Below are 18366 nucleotides of genomic sequence, written 5' to 3'. Positions count from 1 at the left end.
GCGGATCTGCGCCGCATGTCCGCGCGGCGTGGCAGTTCGGCCGCGGGCCGGCGAATCCGCCGGGGCCGGGCGCGTCGGCGGGGGCTGCCGGTGTGCGGCGCTTCGTAGATGTTTCGGCGGTGGCGGACACATACGAGCTCCTCTCGGTGCCCGCATCCGAAGCGCCGATAATGCACATTATGTAAAGTAACGGCGCCGACCGCTCTCCCCACCCTGCCCTCGCGCTCTGTTGCACTCCGGCTCCGCCGCGCCGAACAGCTTCGGCACGGCCAACCCCGCCGGAGCCGCGGCCGCGCCGGTCAGCAGCCGCATTACCAGCCGCGTGCGCCGCCGCAGCGGCTCCGGACGGAAACGCCGGCACGAACCGCGGAACGCTTCGGCTACGCCCTGCTTGAGAAGATCGGGCCGGGTCGCGCGAATCCCACTCGCGCGCCGGTGCACCTTTGCGCCGAGTGCGTCGAGGGCCCGCCACCGGTGGCGCGGCTCCACCTCATGAATCCAGCGTGCGCTCGGCGGCAAGCCTGCCCTGCATAAGTACGTGGCGCGAAGCGCCTCCGTTGGGGCGGTGGCGGGTGACGGGCGGGCCCTGCGCGCACCCCGGCCCCATCGCCGCAATCTCAGTGCCAGCCGGCTCCGGACCTCCCGGCGGGTGCCTGGCAAGCGGCGCCCCCGCCGTTTCCAGGAGCGGCCTGTGGCGCATCGACGATCAGGGGCGGCGCCCCGCGAGGACGCAGAACTCGTTGCCCTCGGGGTCGGCCAGGACGACCCAGCTCTCCGCACCCTGGCCGACATCGGCGTATCGGGCTCCGAGGCCGAGCAGGCGTCGGACCTCGTCGTCCTGATCCCCGTCGGACGGGCGGACGTCGAGGTGCACCCGGTTCTTGACCGTCTTGGGTTCGGGCACCCGCGCGAACGTCAGTACGGGGGGCACCGGGCCGGGGCGGTCCGCGCTCGCGGCCGCCGCGGGGGCACCGATCGTCACGATCTCCTCGTCTGCCTCCTGCACCTCATAGCCCAGGACGGCGCACCAGAACCGGGCGAGGGCGCGGGGGTCGGCGCAGTCGATGGCGAGCTCGGTGAATGCGCTGGTCATGTCGGGGTCTCCCGGTCCACTGAGGGGTGCCCGCCGTATCCGGGGGCGTGTACGCCCAGCAGCCGATCACGGCGCCGCGCGGTTTCTCAACGCGTTTTCCGCGGTCGGCCGGGCGGCCGGGGATCCGGCACCGGGGCGCCGCTCCCCTGCCCTGGCGCGGCGGCCGTCGGGGCAGTCACGCTGTGTGATCGCAGCGTCCGGCGATCCCCGGGCTCCCCGGTGACTGCCGCCGCTCCCCCGCCGGGCGCGTCGGCGCGGGTTCGCCGGCCGCCTGCTCAGACCTTGGGCACGTGGACGCTGACCACGGCCGACTGGCCGGCGCGTACGGCCTCGACGGCTTCCTTGAGGGTGTCGGCGACCTGGTCGGGGTGGTCGATGGTGCGGCCCCAGGCGCCTCCGGCGGCGGTGGCGATGCCGGGGAGGTCGGCTTCGGGGTCGAATCCGGTGTTGAAGTCGTCGTGGGTGGCGGCGGCGCCGTCGGGGTGGACGCCCAGGGTGGAGAGTTTGGGGGATTTCCAGCCGCGGTTGTCGAAGATGACGGTGAGGGTGGGCGTGTTGTAGCGGCGGGCGACCCACTGCGCCGAGGCGGGCACGCCGAAGAGGTAGGAGCCGTCGCCGACGAGGCTGACGACGAGCGCGTCGGGGTGTGCGAGCTTCGCGCCGATGGCGGCGCCGGCGTGCCAGCCCAGGGATCCGCCGCCGGAGCCGATGAGGCTGCCGGGCCGGGTGGCGCGCAGGTGCTCGTTGACGGTCTGGTAGTTGGAGATGGCTTCGGTCAGGACGATGGTGTCGTCGTCGAGGGTGTCGAGCAGGTCGCGCAGTTGGGCGACGAGGTGCTGGGGGGTGATGGCGGGGGGGTGGGGCTGCTCGTTCTCGGCGAGGGCCTGGCGGCGCCGGTCGTGGTGGGCGCTCAGGCGGCTGCGGCGCTCCTCGACGGCGTCGGGGTCGGCGGGTCCGGTGTCGTCGATGCGGGTGGCGAGCTGGTCGAGTGCGGTGGCCGCGTCGGCGCGGGCGAAGATCTCGGCGGGCACGTGCCACAGCGGCATCTGCTCTTTGAGGGGGTCGGTGTCGATGACGAAGATGCGGGCGTCGGGGCGGGGCGGGTTGCTCAGGGGGATCCAGGGGACGTCGGTGTCGACGGCCAGGACGGTGTCGGCTTCGGCGAGGGCGGGGGTGGGTTCCTGGGTGTTCCACTGGTAGCCGGCGTGGAGGGGGTGGTCGGCGGGGAAGTTGAGGCGCATGGGGACGGATTCGAGGACGGGGATGGCCAGGTGTTCGGCCAGGCGCTGGAGCTGGGTGACGGCGCGGGGGTCGCGGCCGAGGTAGGAGGTGACGATGAGGGGGTTGCGGGCGTGGGTGAGGGCGCGGGCGATGGTGTCGGTGGTGCGGGGGTCGAGGGCGGCGGGTGCGATGGGGGCGGTGCGGTTGAGGTGGTAGCGGGGGTCGTTGGCTTCGGCGGGGTCGAGGCGGGCCTCCATGACCTCGCGGGCGCCGACGAGGTAGACGGGGCCGGCGGGTTGGCTGGTGGCGATCTGCATGGCGCGGTGGACGAGTTGTTTGACGTTGGCGCCGGTGCGGATCTCGTTGTCGTATTTGGTGTAGCCGCGGACGATGCCGCGCTGGTCGTGGACGTCTTGGATCCACTGGATGAATTCGTTGCGGCTGCCGGTGTGTTCGCCGTATTGGGTGAAGGGTGAGGCGCCGGCGAAGACGAGGACGGGGGTGCGGCCTTTGGCGGCGTTGTGGAGCATGCCGCCGATGTTCTGGGTGCCGCATTCGACGTGGACGATGACGGCCTGGGGGCGTCCGGTGAGTTGGGCGTAGCCCTGGGCGGCGGAGAAGGCGACGCTTTCGTGGGGGCAGATGATCATCTTGGGGAAGCGGTGTGCGTCGCCGTTGGCGTTGGCGTGGGCGTAGGCCTCGACGATGCCGGGGTGGTCGCTGCCGAGGTTGGCGAAGACGTATTCGACGCCGGTTTCGGTGAGGGCTTCGAGGAATGCGGTGCTGGTGGTGTAGGGCGCGGTGCTCATGGGGCCTAGTCAAGCATTGCTGGGTGGGTGGTGTTTGCGCAGGGTGCGGGGGTTGCGGGGGTGTCGTCGGGGTGGGGTGGTGCGGGTGGTCGGTCTCAGGGGTCGGCGGGGACGAGGGTGTCGACGAGGTCGTCGATGATCTGGGGGAAGCCGGGGTTCTGCCAGGCGTCGGGCAGGGTGAGGTGTTCGACGATGAGGCCGCTCATGGCCAGGTAGAGGGCGATGGCGGTGGTGCGGCCGCCGGGGTAGCCGCCCTCGACGTGGAAGTCGATGTTGTCGGTGATGGCGGTGCTGATGGCGTGGGTGAGGGTGTGACGGACGTCGGGGCGGCGGGTGCCTTCCAGGCGCAGTTCGAGGAGGGCGAGGTAGCCGGAGCGGTCGCGGCTGACGCGGTCGAAGAGGTCGTGCATGGCGGTGCGTACGGCGTGGCGGGTGGGGGCGGGGGTGGAGAGTTCGGCCATGCGCTGGGGTGTGGGGGCCAGGCGGGTGTGGATGTGGGCGCCGGTTTGGGCGAGGAGGGTGTCGCGGTCGGGGAAGTAGTTGGAGGCGGTGCCGGGGGGTAGGGCGGCGGCGGTGTCGAGGGCGCGGAAGGTGAGGCCGCGGGCGCCGTGGTCGGCGAGGACGTCGATGGCGGCGTCCAGGAGTGCGCGGCGGCGGGGGTGGTTGGTTCTGGCCATGGCGGGGCTCCTCGTCCGAAAAACCACGGTGCGTGTAGTAGTACGTTCATAGTACTGTGGCTGTAGTTGATTCGGAGAGGGGTTCGGACATGCAGGCCAAGAACATGATCGGGTTCGCGCTGTCGGTGCGGGATCCGGCCGGGTGCGCGGCGTGGTTCGCCGAGCATTTCGGGTTCGGCGTCAACGTCGACATCGGCTGGTACGTCAACACCACCTGCGCCGACCTGCCGGGGGTGAGCCTGGACTTCGTGCGCAGCGACCACGAGTCCTGGCCCGAGGCGGTGCGCGGGCGGCAGGTGTCGGGGGCGCTGGTGGCGTTCCTGGTCGCCGACGTCGACGCCGAGGCCCGGCGGCTGGCCGAGGCCGGGGTGGAGTTCGCGCTGGAGGCGGTCACCGAGCCCTGGGGGCAGCGCCGCTGCCAGGTGCTGGGCCCGGAGGGGGTGGTGGTGGAGGTGCTGCAGCAGGTGGCGCCGGATCCGCAGTGGCTGGCGGCCCACGGGTTGTGACGCCCGCGGTGGGCGGGGGCGGTCAGCGGCGGCGTTTGGGCAGGGCGATGCGCTGGAGGTCGGACGCCACCACGATGTCTCCGGTGAAGGCGGTGGCGGCCTCGTCGCGGAACCGGGCGTCGTCGCCGGGTTCGTAGCGCTCGGAGAAGTGGGTCAGGACCAGGGTCGCCGCGCCGGCCCGGGCGGCGATGGCTCCGGCCTGGGCGGCGGTGAGGTGGCCGTAGGCCCGGGCCAGGGCGTGTTCGCTGTGCAGGTAGGTGGATTCGATGACGGCGAGGTCGGCGCCGCGGGCGAGTTCCTCGGCCGCCGGGCAGGGGGCGGTGTCCAGGATGAAGGCCACCACCTGGCCGCGTCGGGGCACGGCGCACTCGTGCAGGTGCACGCGCCGGCCGTCGGGGGTGGTGACGTGGCCGCGGCGTTTGAGTTCGCCGGCGGCGGGCCCGCTGATGCCGTGGTGTGCCAGCAGGCGGGGTTGCAGGCTCCAGCCGTCGGGTTCGGCGAATCGGTAGCCGTAGCAGGTGATGGAGTGGTGCAGGGCGCGGGCCTGGATGTGCAGATCGGTTTCGCCGGCGGGCTGGGCGGTGTCGCCGGTGAGGGGGTGTTCGCGGATGTCGGCGGTGTCGGTGAAGGCGGTGGCGTTGCGCAGGCGGCGCCAGTAGTGGGCGCCGTCGGCGGGGAAGGCGGCGTGGACGGTGTGGGGGACGCCGTCGCGGGCGATGCGCTGGATGACGCCGGGCAGGCCCAGGCAGTGGTCGCCGTGGAAGTGGGTGAGGCAGATGCGGGTGATGTCGTGGGCGGTGAGGCCGGCGCGGCGCATCTGCAGTTGGGTGCCTTCGCCGGGGTCCAGGAGGATGCCGTGGGTGTCGAAGCGCAGGAAGTAGCCGTTGTGGTTGCGGCGCGGGGTGGGCACCGCGCTGGAGGTGCCCAGCACGAGGAGTTCGCGTGCGGACATGGTCCTCATCCTGCCAGTCGGCGGGCCGGGTGTTAGGACAGGCCGCCGTTGCTGTGGATGAGCTGGCCGTTGACCCAGCCGCCGCGGTCGGAGCACAGGAACGCGATGAGTTCGGCGGTGTCCTGGGGGGTGCCCAGGCGGCCCAGTGGGGTGCCCCGGCGCAGTTTCTCGGCGAGTTCGGGGCTCATCCAGCCGGTGTCGACGGGGCCGGGGTTGAGGGCGTTTGCGGTGATTCCCAGGTGGGCGAGTTCGGTGGCGGCGGCCAGGGTGATGCGGTCCAGGGCGCCTTTGCTGGCGCCGTAGGGCAGGTTGTGGGCGGTGTGGTCGCTGGTGAGGGCGATGATGCGGCCGCTGCCGTGGGGGCCGGGGAAGCGGTGGGCGTATTCGCGGATGAGCAGCCAGGCGGCGCGGGTGTTGACGGCGAAGTGCCGGTCGAAGCTGTCGAGGGTGGTGTCGAGCAGGCCGGAGTCGACCGATTCGCAGTGGGCCAGGATGAGTGCGGTGACGGGGCCGAGTTCGTCGTGGACAGCGGCGAGCAGCCGCTGGGGGGCGTCGGGGTCGGACAGGTCGGCCTCCACGCCCAGGGCGCGCACCCCGTGTGAGGTGATGGCGGTGTGCAGGGCGCGGGCGGCGCCTTCTTCGGGGCCCCAGGGCATGCGGGTGTCGTAGGCGCGGTAGTAGGTGAAGGCGACGTCCCAGCCGCGGGCGGCCAGGGTGCGGGCGGTGGCGGCGGCGATGTTGGTGGTGCGTCCGGCTCCGGTGACCAGGGCCAGGGGGCGGGTGCGGGTGTGGGCGTCCATGTCGGCTCATCCTCGCCCGCGCCGGTGCGGGGCGCATCCGGTTTTCTCCCGGGGCCTGGCGGGTGCCGCCTCTCCCCTGTCCCGCGGGTTCAGTCGGCGGTGAGGAAGGCGGTGAGCAGGCCGGTGATCTGGGCGGGGGCGTCGTGGTGGATGAGGTGTCCGGCGCCGGGCACGGTGTGCAGGTCGGCGCCGGGGATGGCGCGGGCCAGGCGGCGGCCGGTTTCGGGGGGCAGCCAGGTGTCGGCTTGGCCCCAGATGACGGTGACGGGCATGGCCAGCCGGTGCAGGTCGTCTTCGATTTCGGCGGTGTGGCGCTGGTCGGCCTGGGCGATCTGGCGGTAGAAGGCGCCTTGGCGGGAGTCGCCGAGCCAGGGCCGGACGAGTTCCCGCAGCCGGTCGGGGTGCAGGGGGCGGTGGGCGGCCGAGGCGATGTAGGCCTCGACCAGGGCCTGGTGCAGCGGTGGGGGCAGGGCGGCGAAGACCTCGGGGTGGGCGCCGATGAGGCGGAAGGTGTCGCTGCCCCAGGGGCGCAGGCTCACCGCGTCGACCAGCGCCAGGCGGCTGTAGGCGGCGCCGTCGAGCAGGGCTGCGCGCAGGGCGACGGCGCCGCCGATGTCGTGGGCGATGACGGCGGGCCGCTCCAGGCCCCAGTGCTGCAGCAGGAGGGTGAAGGCGCGCTGCTGGGCGGGCAGGCTGACGTCTTGGTCGGGGTGCATCGCGGAGTCGCCGTAGCCGGGCATGTCCCACAGGTAGACGGTGCGGGTGGTGCTGAGGGCGGCGGCGATGTCGTCCCAGATGCGGGAGGAGAAGGGGGTGCCGTGCAGCAGGACGACGGGTGGGCCGCTGCCGGTGCGCCGCCAGGCGATGGTGCCGTTGGGGGCGTCGAAGGTCTCGGTGAGTTCGGTGCCGGCCACGGCCCTCCCCTTTCGTTACCAGCTTTTCGGATATGGCGGTAACGTTACCACTAGACCGTGCATGACGGTAACCTCGGGGGCATGGTGGACGCGCGCCCGCCCGCACCGGGCGGTCTGGAGCTGGTCGAGGCGTTGTGCAACACCGCCGAGCTGCTGCGGGGCCGCGACGCCCTCGGCGATGCGGCGGCGGCCCGGGCGTGGATGCGCGAGCGCCGGCTCCCCGGCGCCGACGCGCCGCGGGATCCGGGCGAGGAGGACCTGGAGCGCCTGCGCCGGCTGCGCGAGGCGGTGCGCGACCACCTGGAGGCCCACTCCGCCCGCGCCGCGGATGCCCGTGCCCACCTGTCCTCCGAGGCCCGCCGGCTCTTGGGTCCTCCGCGCTGGAGTCCGGGCAGCGACACCGCCCGGCTGGCGCCCGAGGGCGGCGCGGGCGCCGACGGGGTGGCCGCCGCGGTGCTGGCGGCCCTGGCCGCCGCGGAACTCGCCGGGGCCCGGGCCCGGCTGAAGGTGTGCGCGGCGCCGGAGTGCCGGTGGGTCTTCTACGACCGCTCCCCCGCCAACTCCGGCAGCTGGTGCAGCATGGCCGTCTGCGGGGCCCGCCACAAGATGCGCTCCTACCGCAGCCGCAGGAACGAGCCGGGTTCCGCGTCCTGAGCCGTCCCGTTCGCCCCGCTGCGCCGCCGCGTGTCAAGGTCGGGTAGCGATGCGGTGGCTCAGGGTGGCAGCCTCGTCGCTCGGGGAACCCACCCCTTCAGGCGGTGATGCGCCGCCGGGTCCGACGAGCGCAAAGGACGGCGTGAGACATGGCCAACCAACCGTCGAGGAGGTCGCTGTGGCGGCGCTACCTCGACTTCCCCCTGATCTACAAGCTGGCGATCGCGCTGGTGGCGGGCGCGGCCACGGGCCTGATCGTCGGCGAGCCCGCGGCCGCGCTGCAGCCGCTGGGCGATGTGTTCCTGCGGCTGCTGCAGATGCTGGTGATGCCGCTGGTGGTGGTCACTCTGATCGCCGGCGTCTCCTCCATCAGCCCGGCGCGGCTGGGCGGCATCGGGCTCAAGGCGCTGGTGTTCTACCTGGTCACCTCGGCTCTGGCGATCACCGTGGGGCTGGTGCTGGCGTTGGCCGTCTCCCCCGGCGCGGGCCTGCAGGCGCCCGGAGAGGCCGAGCAGCGGCCCGAGGAGGCGCCGCCGCTGGCCGAGACGCTGCTGGGGGTCGTCCCCGAGAACCCCTTCGCGGCCCTGGCCGAGGGCAACGTGCTGGCGGTGATGTTCGCGGCGATCGCGGCCGGAATCGCGCTGGCGTTCATGCGCGACAGCGCCGAGGAGCGCATCCGCGGCCTGGGCGAGTTCGTGCGCCGCGGCGTGGACGCGGGCATGGAGCTGGTGTTCCTCATCGTGCGCGGCGTGCTGCAGTACGCCCCGGTGGGCGTGTTCGCGCTGATCGCGGCGGTGATGGCCGAGACCGGCGTGGGGGCGCTGGTGCCGCTGGCCAAGCTCACCGCGGTCGTCTACGGCGGGGTGGCCGTGCAGATCGGCGTCTACGCCGCGCTGCTGGCCCTGTTCGGCATCGGGCTGCGGCGGTTCTTCGGCGCCGCCCGCGACCCCATGGTGACCGCCTTCGCCACCCGCTCCAGCAGCGGCACCCTGCCGGTTTCCACCCGCGCGGCGCGGCGCATGGGCGTCGACGAGGGCGTCTACGGGTTCACGCTGCCGCTGGGCGCCACCGTCAACATGGACGGCACCGCGATCTATGTGGGCGCGGCCACGGTGTTCGTCGCCAACGTCGCCGGGGTGGAACTGACCCTCTCCCAGCTGCTGATGGTGGTGCTGGTGGGGGTGCTGGCCTCGATCGGCACCGCGGGGGTGCCCGGCGCCGGGCTGATCATGCTGTCACTGGCGGTGAGCCAGGCGGGCCTGCCCTTCGCCCCGGTGGCGCTGGTCGCCGGCATCGACGCGATCCTGGACATGGTGCGCACGATGTGCAACGTGACCGGCGATCTGACCGGAACCCGCATCATCGCCCGCACCGAGCGCGGGATGGTGCACGACCCCGACAGCGGCGGCGGTTCGGGCGGTGCGGCGGCCGATCCCCCGCCACCGGGCGCGCACGAGGCCGCCGCGCCCGCCGGAGGGCCGGCCGATGGACCGCCGGGTGAGCCCGGTGAGCGCCCGGGCACCTGAGCGATTCCGGTCGGCGCAGGTGGCGACCGGGCGGTCGGCGGCGCCTGGCACAAGCGCGCCGCCGACCGCTGGCGGCGGCCGCCGTCGGGAGTAGGGGGGAGCGTTCAACCCCTCCGGCGGCCTCGGGGAGGGTCTCAGGTGAACAGGTCGTCGGCGGAGTCGGCCACCAGGGCGCGGTCGAGCCAGGCGTCGAGCTGGTCGAGGTCGGAGCAGGAGGCGATGCGCTCGCGCGCCCGGGCCGAGACCGCAACGCCCCGCTTGGCGAGGATCCGCAAAACAGACTCGGCTTTCCCCTCGGCCAGCCCCTTGGCCAGTCCCTTGGCTTCGCCCAGCTCCTCGTACTTCCGGCCGAAGTCGTTCTCGAACTTCTCGCTCGTCTTGACCATTTCGTCCCAATTCCGTCGAGCGGCGCCGGTCAGTGCCGTCTTCAAATAGCCATGGTAGAGCTTGAAGACGTCGCCCGGCAGGGAATCCAGCGCTTCGGCGCAGGCCAGAAGGGTTTCCTTCTCCTCGTCGCCGTGCGCCAGCGCCGACAGGACCGCCAACTCCGGCAGAGCGACCGCGTCGGCCACCGAGGTGACCACGGGCACGCGGTCCTCCCCCAGCACCAGCGGCAGCAGGTGCCAGTTGGGGTGGCCCATGTCGATGGGCTCGCCGGCCCACTTGGCGGTGGCGGCGTCGTGGCACACCACCAGCAGCACCGCGGGGCAGCGCAGGCGGGCGCGGATCGTGGCCAGGTAGACCGGCCAGGAGAACCGCTTGCGCTTGTCCTGGGCGCGCTGGATCTCCACGACGACCGCGAGGCGGTCGAGGCCGGCGTTTCTGAGCACGACGACGCCGTCGGGGCGGTACTCCTTGGGCTGGTTGTCGGTGCAGTCGGCCGCGGCCATGCGGGCCTCGTCGTAGTCGGGGACCGCGACGCCGAAGGAGCGTTCCAGCAGGGCGGCCGCCAGTTCTGGGCGGTTGTGCAGGAACTCGATCGGCATCTCGTGCTCCATGGACGGCATGGCGTGAAGCTATCGGGAGTCGGTGCAGGTCGGGGGTGCATTCGCGGAAATCCGCGCACGTTCGGTCCGGTCTGTGATCACCGTGCGTGTCCGAATCGGCGCACAACGGCGGTCGCCCCCGGGGAGCGCAAGCGCCGCACCGGAAGCGACGTGACCCCCGTGAACCCGGTGACCTGCGCATAAGCCCGCAGCCTGCCGAAACCACTCCGGCGGCGATCACCTCGCGCGCGTGCCCGCACCGGGCGGCATCGTCGCGACCGAAACCGGCGCCGCGCACGGCGTCGTGCCTCCTCAGCCGGCGGTCGGGAACGGGGCGGCTAATCTGGCGGTGTGGACGCCCTTGCCGCTCTGCTGGAGGGCCCCCGCGCGCGGGGCGGGTTCCTGCTGCGGGTGGCCATGGACCCGCCGTGGGCGGTGCGCGTGCAGGACGGGGCGCCCCTGTCGCTGGTGGCCGTGCTCCGCGGCCGGGTGTGGGTGACCGGTGAGGGGGCCGAGCCCCGGCGGGTGCCGCCCGGAGGTGCGGCCCTGATGCGCGGGCCCGACCCCTACACCTTCGCCGACTCCCCCGCCACCGACCCGAGGATCGTCATCCACCCGGGCCAGCGCTGCACCACGCCTGCGGGCGAGCCGCTGTCGGAGCGGCTGGGGCTGGGGACGCGGCTGTGGGGCGACAGCCCCCGCGGTGCGGCGCGCATGCTGGTGGGCACCTACCCTGCCGGCGGCGGCATCGGCCGGCGGCTGCTGAGCGCGCTGCCGCCGGTGGCCGTGGTCGAGCAGGGCTGGTCGTCGCCGCTGCCGGGAGCCATCGACGCCGAGCTCGACCGCGACGAGCCCGGCCAGGAGGTGGTGCTGGACCGGCTGCTGGACCTGCTGGCGATCTCGGTGCTGCGCGCCTGGTTCACCGAGGCCGGGCACGCGCCGGGCTGGTACCGCGCCCAGGGCGATCCGGTGGTGGGGCCGGCGCTGCGCCTGCTGCACGAGTCGCCGCAGCAGGCGTGGACGGTGGCCGCACTGGCCGCGGCCGCGGGGGTGTCGCGGGCGACGCTGGCGCGCCGCTTCACCGAGGCGGTGGGCGAGCCGCCGATGGCCTACCTCACCGCCTGGCGGCTGGAGCTGGCGGCCGAGCTGCTGCGCGAGCCGGGGGCGACGGTGGCCGCGGTGGCGCGTCGGGTGGGCTATGCGACCCCGTTCGCGCTGAGCGCGGCGTTCAAGCGGGCGCACGGGCTCAGCCCCGACCAGCACCGCCGCCGCGCGGATCCCCTGAACGCGGCGGCTCAGCGCTGGTCGGCGGGGTAGGACACGCCGATGCGGGCGCGGACGGTGTCGAGGGCTTCGGCGATGCGCAGGCTCTCCTCCCAGCTCATCAGCGGACTCTCGGTCCGGCCGGCGCGCAGGCTGCGGTGGACCTCCATCGCCTCGTGCTCGAACCCGTTGGCATGGTGGGGGAAGTCGAAGACCTCCTCGTCGGCGCCGTCGCGGTGCAGGACGAAGCCGGTGGGGCTGTACCAGTCGGTCAGGGCGATGCTGCCGCGCGTACCGACGATGTCGGCCCGGCGCGGGATGGGCGCCTCGATCGAGCAGCCCAGCAGCCCCAGCGTCTGGTTGCGGCCGGTGACCGCCATGGCGACCTGGGCGTCGACGCCGGTGGGGGCCTTGGTGGCCTGGGCCTGGATGTCGGTGAAGCCGCCGAGGAACTGGGAGGCGAAGGCGAGGGGGTAGACGCCCACGTCCAGCAGCGCTCCCCCGGCCAGGTGGGGGGAGAACAGGCGGCCGTGGGGGTCGTAGTCCATGCGGGCGCCGATGGTGGCGGTGACCATGCGCACCTCGCCGATGGCGCCCTCGTCGACGAGTCGCCGTATCCGGGCGGTGGCGGGGGCGAAGCGGGTCCACATGGCCTCCATGAGGAAGCGCCCGTTGCGGCGGGCGGCCTCGATCATGGCGGCGGCTTCGGCGGCGTTGACGGCCAGCGGTTTCTCGCAGAGCACGTGGCGGCCGGCGTCCAGGCACAGCAGGGTGGCCTCGTGGTGGACGTTGTGGGGGGTGGCGATGTAGACGACGTCGACGCCGGGATCGGCGGCGAGGTCGGCGTAGGAGGCGTGGGCGCGGGGGATGCCCCAGGTCTCGGCGAAGCGGCGGGCGGTGGCGTCGCTGCGCGAGCCCACGGCGGTGACGTCGGCGTCGGGCAGGGCGCGCAGTCCGGTCATGAAGCGGTGGGCGATGGCCCCGGTGCCGAGGATGCCCCACCGGATGGGGGTTTGGGGGGAATCGTGGTTGGTCACCGCTGCAGCCTAATCCAGGGCCGGCGGGGCCGCGCGAGTGCGGTGGCGGGCCGGGTGGTGCCTGGACACCGCCGCTGGGCCGTGGCATCGTCGTCGCCTCGGCGCTCGGCGGGCGTCGCCGGTCGAGGGGAGGGGCCGTGGCGGTGAGCTGGCAGAATGTGGTGGAAATGGCGTGCGCGCTGCCCGAGACCGAGGAGTCGACCTCCTATGGCACGCCGGCGCTGAAGGTGCGCGACCGGTTGCTGGCGCGGCTGCGCACCGAGGCCGAGGGCGGCCTGGCGCTGGTGTGCGCCCTGGACGAGAAGGAGGCGCTGCTGGCCTCGGGCGATCCCGCGTTCTTCACCACCGCCCACTACGACGGCTACGGCATGGTCCTGGTCGACCTGGAGCGTGTGGCGCGCGCGGAGCTGGCCGAGCTGGTCACCGAGGCCTGGCGCAGCAAGGCGCCGGTGCGGCTGCGCCGGGAGTTCGACGCCGGCTGATTAGCCCCGGCGCCGCGGCCGCCGCCGGGGCCGGGGCGGCGGGTCGGCGGGGATGTGGCGCAGGCTGTAGGCGCACACCGCCGCCCAGCCGGCCGCGGCGGCGCCCACGGCGGCGCGCTGGCGGGCCCGGGGCAGGCGGGTGCCGAAGACGGCGAGGTCGCCGAGGTCGGAGGCCACCCGGGCGGTGACCGCCGCGCGCATGGCCGGCGGGTTGGGCGCGCACAGCATCAGGGCGCCCAGCGCCATGTCGCGCACGCCGATGGCGTACATGAGCAGTCTGATGTCGCGGGGGACGTGCCCGTCGGGCCGGGCGTGGCCGCTGGGCCCGGCCATCAAGCGGGGCCGGGCCATGATGGCGGCGCTGAAGGCGATGGTCACCGCTCCCAGTGCGCGGGGAACGAGCATGCGGGTCTCCTTGCGGTGCTGGGGCCGACAGGTGGTGTCCACCGGGCTTGTGCCCGTGCGGCGCTGCGGCCACACCGCCGCGGCCGCGCGGGTGCCGAGGATCCGTGCGGCGCCGGCGCGCCGGCGCCCCGGTTTCCCCGACCGGAGAGGGGTGCGATCGGCCCGCGCTCTGCGGGGGCTCAGGCCGGGGCGCTCAGCAGCGCCTCGACCAGGTGCAGCCGGCGGTCTTGGACCGAGCGCAGCGGCGGAAGCAGCAGCGCGGGCATCCCCGCCTCCACCGCCCTGCCGTCGTGGCCGGCCCGGTCGCCCACCATGAGCGCCTCGTGCGGTGCCACGCCGAGTTCTCGGGCGGCGAGGCGGAAGATGCGGGGGTCGGGTTTCTGCATGCCGTGCTCGAAGGAGAGCACGAACGCGTCGATGCAGTCCTCCAGGCCGGCCGCGGCGAAGGCCGGGCGGATGTCGACGTGGATGTCGCTGAGCACGCCCACGGCCACGCCGCGCGCCGACAGGGCGCGCAGGCACGGTGCGGCGTCGAGGGCGAAGGGGTTGAGCGCGGGGTCGGACTCGGCGGCATACAGGGCCGCGGCCAGCTCCTCGTCGAACCCGGCCTCGGCCAGGATCCGGCGGTAGACGCGGCGGTGCAGGGCGGCGTCGGTGTCGAGGCCCTCGGCCTCCAGCCGTTGCGGCTCCGGAGCCGACTGCAGCCGGGCGGTGGCCTCGGCGACCGCCGCCGGCGAGGGGGTGCGGCCGGCCCGCCGCAGTGCCGCGGCGGCCCACTCCTGCTCGGTCAGGGTCACGGCGAGTGTGCCGCGCCAGTCGAAGACCACCGCGCGCGGTGTCGCCATGGCCGCCCGCCCTTCGCGTGTCGCACGGTCTTGAGGGCCCAGGATCGCAGACGGTGTCGGACCCGCGGCCGGTGGGTCGGCGGGTCCAGAGCGGGCGAAAAACCGGGTGTGCGGGCGGATCGGCGCCGGTAGGCTCCCGCCGGCGCGCCGTGGACAGGCGCGCGGCGACGGGACGCAGAACCGGGGGGCGCGGATGCTGGTCGAACCGGAGGTGGCCGCGGCGTTCTGCCTGGCCGCGTTGGTGATGTCGGTGGCTCCCGGGCCCGACATGCTGTTCATCACCGCCACCGGCCTTGCACGGGGGCCGCGCGCCGGGCTGCTGGCGGCGCTGGGGGTCTCGGCCGGACTGGCCGTGCACACCGCCGCGGCGGCGTTGGGTCTGGGCGCGCTGCTGCAGGCCTTCCCGGCCGCCTTCACCGCGGTGCGGCTGGTGGGCGCCTGCTACCTGGTGGTGCTGGCCGTGCTGGCGTTTCGGGACGCGGCGCGGTTGCCGGCGGATCCGGCGGCCGGGGTGCGAGGGGCGTCTTCGGCGCCGCTGCTGCGGGTGTTCGTGCGTGCGCTGGCCACCAACCTGGCCAACCCGAAGGTGATCGTGTTCTATTTGGCGTTCTTCCCGCAGTTCATCGACCCCGCCCAGGGCAGCGTGGGCGGGCAGTTCGCCGTGCTGGGGGCGCTGTTCATCGTCGTGGGGCTGGGCGTGGACGGCGCCTGCGGTCTTGCGGCGGGGCGGTTGGGCGATCTGGTGCGCCGCCGACCCGCCGTGCAGCGGTGGCTGCACGGGCTTTCGGGCGCGGTCTTCGCCGGGCTGGCGGTGCGCCTGGCCGCCGACACCCGCTGAGGCCCGCGGCCCCGGGCGGTGTGCGGCGCCCGGGGCCGCGGGGCGCGGCGTCCCGGGTCAGCGGGGAAACAGTTCGAAGGCGACGGCGGGGCGGCCGCCGAAGCGTTCGGCCGCGGACCGGGTGGCCCAGGTGAGGAAGTCGCGGACGTAGGTCTCGGGGTCGGTGTCGGTGAGGGCGTCGATGTAGGCGCGGTGCTCCAGCAGCGAGCGCACCGCCCGCTCCATGCCGGGTCCGGCGTCGACGGCGTGGGTGGCCTGGGGCGAGGCGGCCACGGCGACCCAGCGCACCCCCTCCCAGGGCTGCAGCCCCTCCTCCAGCAGGTCGGGGAAGATCCACCGGTTGCCGGCGTCGGCGGCGGCATCCAGTGCGGCCCGGCCCACCGCCTTGTGGTCGGGGGTGTTCCAGGCGGTGGGGCCGAAGGTGTCGCGGTGGTTGAGGGTGATGACCAGCTCGGGGCGGTGCCGGCGGATCGCGGCGGCCAGGTCGCGGCGCAGCGCGGGTCCGTACTCGATGACGCCGTCGGGGTGGTCGAGGAACTCCACCGCGGAGACGCCCACGACCGCGGCGCTGGCGCGCTGCTCGCGTTCGCGCACCCGGGCGGCGCGGGCGGGGTCCATGGTGGCGATGCCGGCCTCGCCGCGGGTGGCCAGCACGTAGGCCACCTCGCGGCCGCCGTCGATCCAGGAGGCCACGGCCGCGGCGGCGCCGTACTCCAGGTCGTCGGGGTGGGCGACGATGGCCAGGGCGCGCTGCCAGTCCTCGGGCATGGGTTGGAGCTGCTCGGTCACGGTGGTCCCTTCACACTGGGCGCAGTCGGCGGCCGGAGGCCCCGCACCGAGGGCCGCCGGCCAGGCAAGCCTATGCCGGTGGGCCCGGCTCAGGCGGCCAGGGCCGCGGCCGCGCAGACCAGCGCGAGCACCGACAGCAGGCTGCGCACCGTGTTCCACCGCACCCAGGCGGTCTCGAAGCGGGCCCGCGCCGCCTGTGCCGCGGCGTCGTCGGCGGGCCGGCCGGCGGCGCCGAGCGCGTTGTTCAGCGGCACGTTGAGCCCGAGCGTCACCGCGATGGCCGCCACCGCCGACAGCAGCGCCGCCGCCAGCCACGCCGGCGGTGCCGGCCGGCCGGCGGGCAGGTGCAGCGCCAGGGCGGCCAGCAGCAGCACGGGTGCGCCGGCGAACACCGCGGCGAAGACCGGGTTGAGGATGGCGGTGTTGATGCGCTGCATCGCCTCGACGAACGTGCGGTCTGCGCTGCGGGCCAGGCCGGGCATGACCGCGAAGGAGAAGGCGCAGAACAGTCCCGCGAACAGGCCGGTGGCCACCACAGCGGCCACGGTCACCGCCTCAGCCACGGTCGGCCCCCGCTCCGGCGGCCGGTGCCTGCTGCCAGGCGCCCGATGCCGCGGCGCGGCGCGCATAGTCGGCGAAGTCGCGCGGCGGTCGGCCCAGCGCCTGGGCGACGCCCTCGCCCAGGCGGGCGTTGCGGCCGTCGAGGACCTCGGCGAACAGGGCGCTGAGCGCCTCGGCGTAGCCGGGGTCGAACCCTTCGGCGACCATGCCCGCGGCGAACTGCTCGGGGGTCAGCGGCAGGTAGGCGATGTCGCGGCCGGCGGCTTCGCCGATCTCGGCCAGGGCCTGGGGAAAGGTCAGCAGCCGGGGGCCGGTGACCTCGTAGACGCGGCCGGTGTGGGCCTGGTCGAGCAGTGCGGCCGCCGCGACCTCGGCGACGTCGTCGGCGTCGACGAAGGGTTCGGCCACCGCGCCGGCCGGCAGCGCGACCTGGCCGCGCTCCACCATTCCGGCCAGGAAGTCCTCGCTGAAGTTCTGGGCGAAGAAGCTGGAGCGCACGATCGTCCATGCGGTGCCGGCTGCGCGCAGCGCCTCCTCGCTGCGCCGCGCGCCGGGTTCGCCGCGGCCGCTGAGCAGTACCAGGCGGGTGAGGCCGGCCTCGGCGGCGCGGCGCGCGAAGCGGCCCACCGCCTCGTCGGCGCCGGGGAAGGCGAGGTCGGGGGCGTAGGCGACGTAGGCGCACGAGGCCCCGTGCACCGCCGGTTCCCAGGTCGCCTCGTCCTGCCAGTCGAAGGCCGGGCGGGTGCTGCGCGAGCCGATGCGCACCGGGCGGCCGGCCGCGGTGAGCAGCCGGGCGACGCGCCGGCCGGTCTTTCCGGTTCCGCCCAGCACCAGGACGGCGGTCGGGTGGGTGTTCGTCGTCATGGCAGACAGTCAACGCCCGCGGCGGGGCGCGGTCCATGGCCGGCGGGCTCGCGGGCATACGCGCGCGTCTCACCGCCGGGCCCGGTCGCCTGCGGGCGCCCCGGGCTCGGGATCGGGCGGCCGCGCCCCCGGGCGGTCGGGTGCCGCGGCGCGGTGGCCCGATCGCGGTCGCGGGTTCCCCTGCGCTCGGGGCCCTATGCCGCGGCCGTGCCCGGTGACAGGCTGCTGCCTATGTCGGACAGCCATGTCGTGACCGGGGGCGGGCGCGGAATCGGGAGGGCGGTGGCCGAGCGGCTGCTCGCCCAGGGGGCGGCCGTGGTCGTCGTCGACACCGATCCCGCGTCCGCGGCGTGGGTCGCGGAGCATTCCCGGGCCGATGCGGTCGTGGGGGACGCGGCGGCCGAACCGGTGGCCGAGGAGGCCGCCGCATCCGCCCAGCGGCGCGGCGTGCTGCGCGGATGGGTCAACAACGCCGCGGTCTTTCGCGATGCCGACCTGCACACCGCTGCGCCCGCCGAGGTGATGGCGCTGGTCGCCGCCAACCTCGCGCCCGTGGTGACCGGGTGCGCCGTGGCGGTGCGGCGCTTCATCGACGCCGGCACCGGCGGGGCCGTGGTCAACGTCTCCTCCCATCAGGCTCAGCGCCCGGTTCCCGGTGCGCTGCCTTACGCCACCGCCAAGGCGGCCGTGGAGGGCCTGACCCGCGCTGTGGCCGTCGACTACGGGCCGCAGGGGGTGCGCGCCAACGCCGTGGCGGTGGGGTCGGTGGCCACCGAGCGCTACGCCGCCCTGCTGGATGGCCAGAGCCCGCAGGACAGGCGGCGCACCGAGCGCGAGATGGCGCGCCTGCACCCGCTGGGCCGGGTGGGGGTGCCCGAGGAGGTCGCCGACGCGGTCGCCTACCTGCTCAGCGACCAGGCGCGGTTCGTCAGCGGGGCGGTGCTGCCCCTCGACGGCGGCCGGTCGGTGCGCGGCCACGACCCCGAGGAGGCTCCCGGGCCGCCGTGACCGCGCGGCCACCCCGCACGCCCGCCTGCCCCAGAGCTCCCGCCGGCCGGGGCCGGGGTGATACGCCGCGGCGGGAGGCGGCCGGTGGCGCGGACGGGGAAGCGGCGACAGGCATGTCCGCACCTCCCACCCCCGG

The 18366-nt window shown here is 74.5% G+C and carries 20 protein-coding genes; 7 read left to right on the top strand and 13 right to left on the bottom strand.

Annotated features, from left to right (window positions below):
• Positions 1-706: 706 nt before the first annotated feature.
• The 3 genes from FZ103_RS05455 to FZ103_RS05445 form a co-directional block, all read right to left on the bottom strand.
• A complete protein-coding gene (locus FZ103_RS05455) occupies positions 707-1093 on the bottom strand; it encodes a VOC family protein (RefSeq protein ID WP_155999339.1) in 387 nt (128 codons plus the stop codon).
• A gap of 275 nt (positions 1094-1368) precedes the next feature.
• Positions 1369-3123 (bottom strand): thiamine pyrophosphate-requiring protein, encoded by a 1755-nt coding sequence (locus FZ103_RS05450; protein ID WP_155999338.1) that lies wholly within the window; start codon positions 3121-3123, stop codon positions 1369-1371.
• 95 nt (positions 3124-3218) lie between these two features.
• Complete coding sequence (locus tag FZ103_RS05445) at positions 3219-3800, bottom strand: TetR/AcrR family transcriptional regulator (protein ID WP_155999337.1); 582 nt, start codon at positions 3798-3800, stop codon at positions 3219-3221.
• 89 nt (positions 3801-3889) lie between these two features.
• Here FZ103_RS05445 and FZ103_RS05440 point away from each other — a divergent pair, with 89 nt between their 5' ends.
• The gene (locus FZ103_RS05440; protein ID WP_155999336.1) at positions 3890-4306 is read left to right on the top strand and encodes a VOC family protein; all 417 of its coding nucleotides are present in this window, start codon (positions 3890-3892) and stop codon (positions 4304-4306) included.
• Between the two features lie 22 nt (positions 4307-4328).
• Here FZ103_RS05440 and FZ103_RS05435 read toward each other — a convergent pair whose 3' ends face one another.
• From FZ103_RS05435 to FZ103_RS05425, 3 genes are all read right to left on the bottom strand, one after another.
• A complete protein-coding gene (locus FZ103_RS05435) occupies positions 4329-5258 on the bottom strand; it encodes a ribonuclease Z (RefSeq protein WP_155999335.1) in 930 nt (309 codons plus the stop codon).
• 32 nt (positions 5259-5290) lie between these two features.
• Positions 5291-6058, bottom strand: a complete 768-nt coding sequence (locus FZ103_RS05430) for an SDR family oxidoreductase (RefSeq protein ID WP_155999334.1) — start codon at positions 6056-6058, stop codon at positions 5291-5293.
• An 89-nt stretch (positions 6059-6147) separates the two neighbouring features.
• A complete protein-coding gene (locus FZ103_RS05425) occupies positions 6148-6972 on the bottom strand; it encodes an alpha/beta fold hydrolase (protein ID WP_186355849.1) in 825 nt (274 codons plus the stop codon).
• 81 nt (positions 6973-7053) lie between these two features.
• Between FZ103_RS05425 and FZ103_RS05420 the strand changes: the two genes are divergently transcribed.
• Together FZ103_RS05420 and FZ103_RS05415 are read left to right on the top strand one after the other, a co-directional pair.
• Entirely contained in the window at positions 7054-7626 is a 573-nt protein-coding gene (locus FZ103_RS05420; protein ID WP_155999333.1) for a CGNR zinc finger domain-containing protein, read from the top strand.
• Between the two features lie 149 nt (positions 7627-7775).
• The gene (locus FZ103_RS05415; protein ID WP_155999332.1) at positions 7776-9152 is read left to right on the top strand and encodes a dicarboxylate/amino acid:cation symporter; all 1377 of its coding nucleotides are present in this window, start codon (positions 7776-7778) and stop codon (positions 9150-9152) included.
• 134 nt (positions 9153-9286) lie between these two features.
• Here FZ103_RS05415 and FZ103_RS05410 read toward each other — a convergent pair whose 3' ends face one another.
• Positions 9287-10159, bottom strand: a complete 873-nt coding sequence (locus tag FZ103_RS05410) for a hypothetical protein (RefSeq protein WP_155999331.1) — start codon at positions 10157-10159, stop codon at positions 9287-9289.
• Between the two features lie 330 nt (positions 10160-10489).
• On the opposite strand from FZ103_RS05410, the gene FZ103_RS05405 reads away from it, so the two are divergent.
• A complete protein-coding gene (locus FZ103_RS05405; protein WP_186355848.1) occupies positions 10490-11455 on the top strand; it encodes an AraC family transcriptional regulator in 966 nt (321 codons plus the stop codon).
• Here FZ103_RS05405 and FZ103_RS05400 read toward each other — a convergent pair.
• Complete coding sequence (locus FZ103_RS05400) at positions 11434-12438, bottom strand: Gfo/Idh/MocA family oxidoreductase (protein WP_343233389.1); 1005 nt, start codon at positions 12436-12438, stop codon at positions 11434-11436. The genes FZ103_RS05405 and FZ103_RS05400 overlap by 22 nt on opposite strands.
• Positions 12439-12581: 143 nt before the next feature.
• Between FZ103_RS05400 and FZ103_RS05395 the strand changes: the two genes are divergently transcribed.
• A complete protein-coding gene (locus FZ103_RS05395) occupies positions 12582-12920 on the top strand; it encodes an MmcQ/YjbR family DNA-binding protein (protein ID WP_222936519.1) in 339 nt (112 codons plus the stop codon).
• Here the strand turns inward: FZ103_RS05395 and FZ103_RS05390 are convergent, their stop codons facing one another.
• Together FZ103_RS05390 and FZ103_RS05385 are read right to left on the bottom strand one after the other, a co-directional pair.
• Positions 12921-13325 carry a hypothetical protein gene (locus tag FZ103_RS05390; RefSeq protein ID WP_186355847.1) on the bottom strand — a complete coding sequence of 135 codons (405 nt, stop codon included), beginning with the start codon at positions 13323-13325 and terminating at the stop codon, positions 12921-12923.
• Positions 13326-13504: 179 nt separating this feature from the next.
• Positions 13505-14170: an HAD family hydrolase gene (locus FZ103_RS05385; protein WP_155999330.1), complete on the bottom strand. Its 666-nt coding sequence runs from the start codon at positions 14168-14170 to the stop codon at positions 13505-13507.
• A 193-nt stretch (positions 14171-14363) separates the two neighbouring features.
• Between FZ103_RS05385 and FZ103_RS05380 the strand changes: the two genes are divergently transcribed.
• On the top strand, positions 14364-15008 hold the full coding sequence (locus FZ103_RS05380) for a LysE family translocator (protein WP_155999329.1): 645 nt from the start codon (positions 14364-14366) through the stop codon (positions 15006-15008).
• Between the two features lie 57 nt (positions 15009-15065).
• On the opposite strand, the gene FZ103_RS05375 is transcribed toward FZ103_RS05380, so the two are convergent.
• The 3 genes from FZ103_RS05375 to FZ103_RS05365 form a co-directional block, all read right to left on the bottom strand.
• Positions 15066-15797: a PIG-L deacetylase family protein gene (locus FZ103_RS05375; protein ID WP_343233388.1), complete on the bottom strand. Its 732-nt coding sequence runs from the start codon at positions 15795-15797 to the stop codon at positions 15066-15068.
• 89 nt (positions 15798-15886) lie between these two features.
• Positions 15887-16360 carry an anthrone oxygenase family protein gene (locus FZ103_RS05370; protein ID WP_343233387.1) on the bottom strand — a complete coding sequence of 158 codons (474 nt, stop codon included), beginning with the start codon at positions 16358-16360 and terminating at the stop codon, positions 15887-15889.
• A complete protein-coding gene (locus FZ103_RS05365) occupies positions 16353-17222 on the bottom strand; it encodes an NmrA family NAD(P)-binding protein (protein WP_155999327.1) in 870 nt (289 codons plus the stop codon). The genes FZ103_RS05370 and FZ103_RS05365 overlap by 8 nt, the downstream gene beginning before the upstream one ends.
• 231 nt (positions 17223-17453) lie before the next feature.
• Between FZ103_RS05365 and FZ103_RS05360 the strand changes: the two genes are divergently transcribed.
• Positions 17454-18230 carry an SDR family NAD(P)-dependent oxidoreductase gene (locus FZ103_RS05360; protein ID WP_155999326.1) on the top strand — a complete coding sequence of 259 codons (777 nt, stop codon included), beginning with the start codon at positions 17454-17456 and terminating at the stop codon, positions 18228-18230.
• The last annotated feature ends 136 nt before the right edge of the window (positions 18231-18366 follow it).

This window comes from Streptomonospora sp. PA3, assembly GCF_009728995.1.
GTDB lineage: Bacteria > Actinomycetota > Actinomycetes > Streptosporangiales > Streptosporangiaceae > Streptomonospora.
The sequence above is the reverse complement of the archived record's forward strand: the minus strand, read 5'-3'. Positions and strand labels throughout refer to the sequence as shown.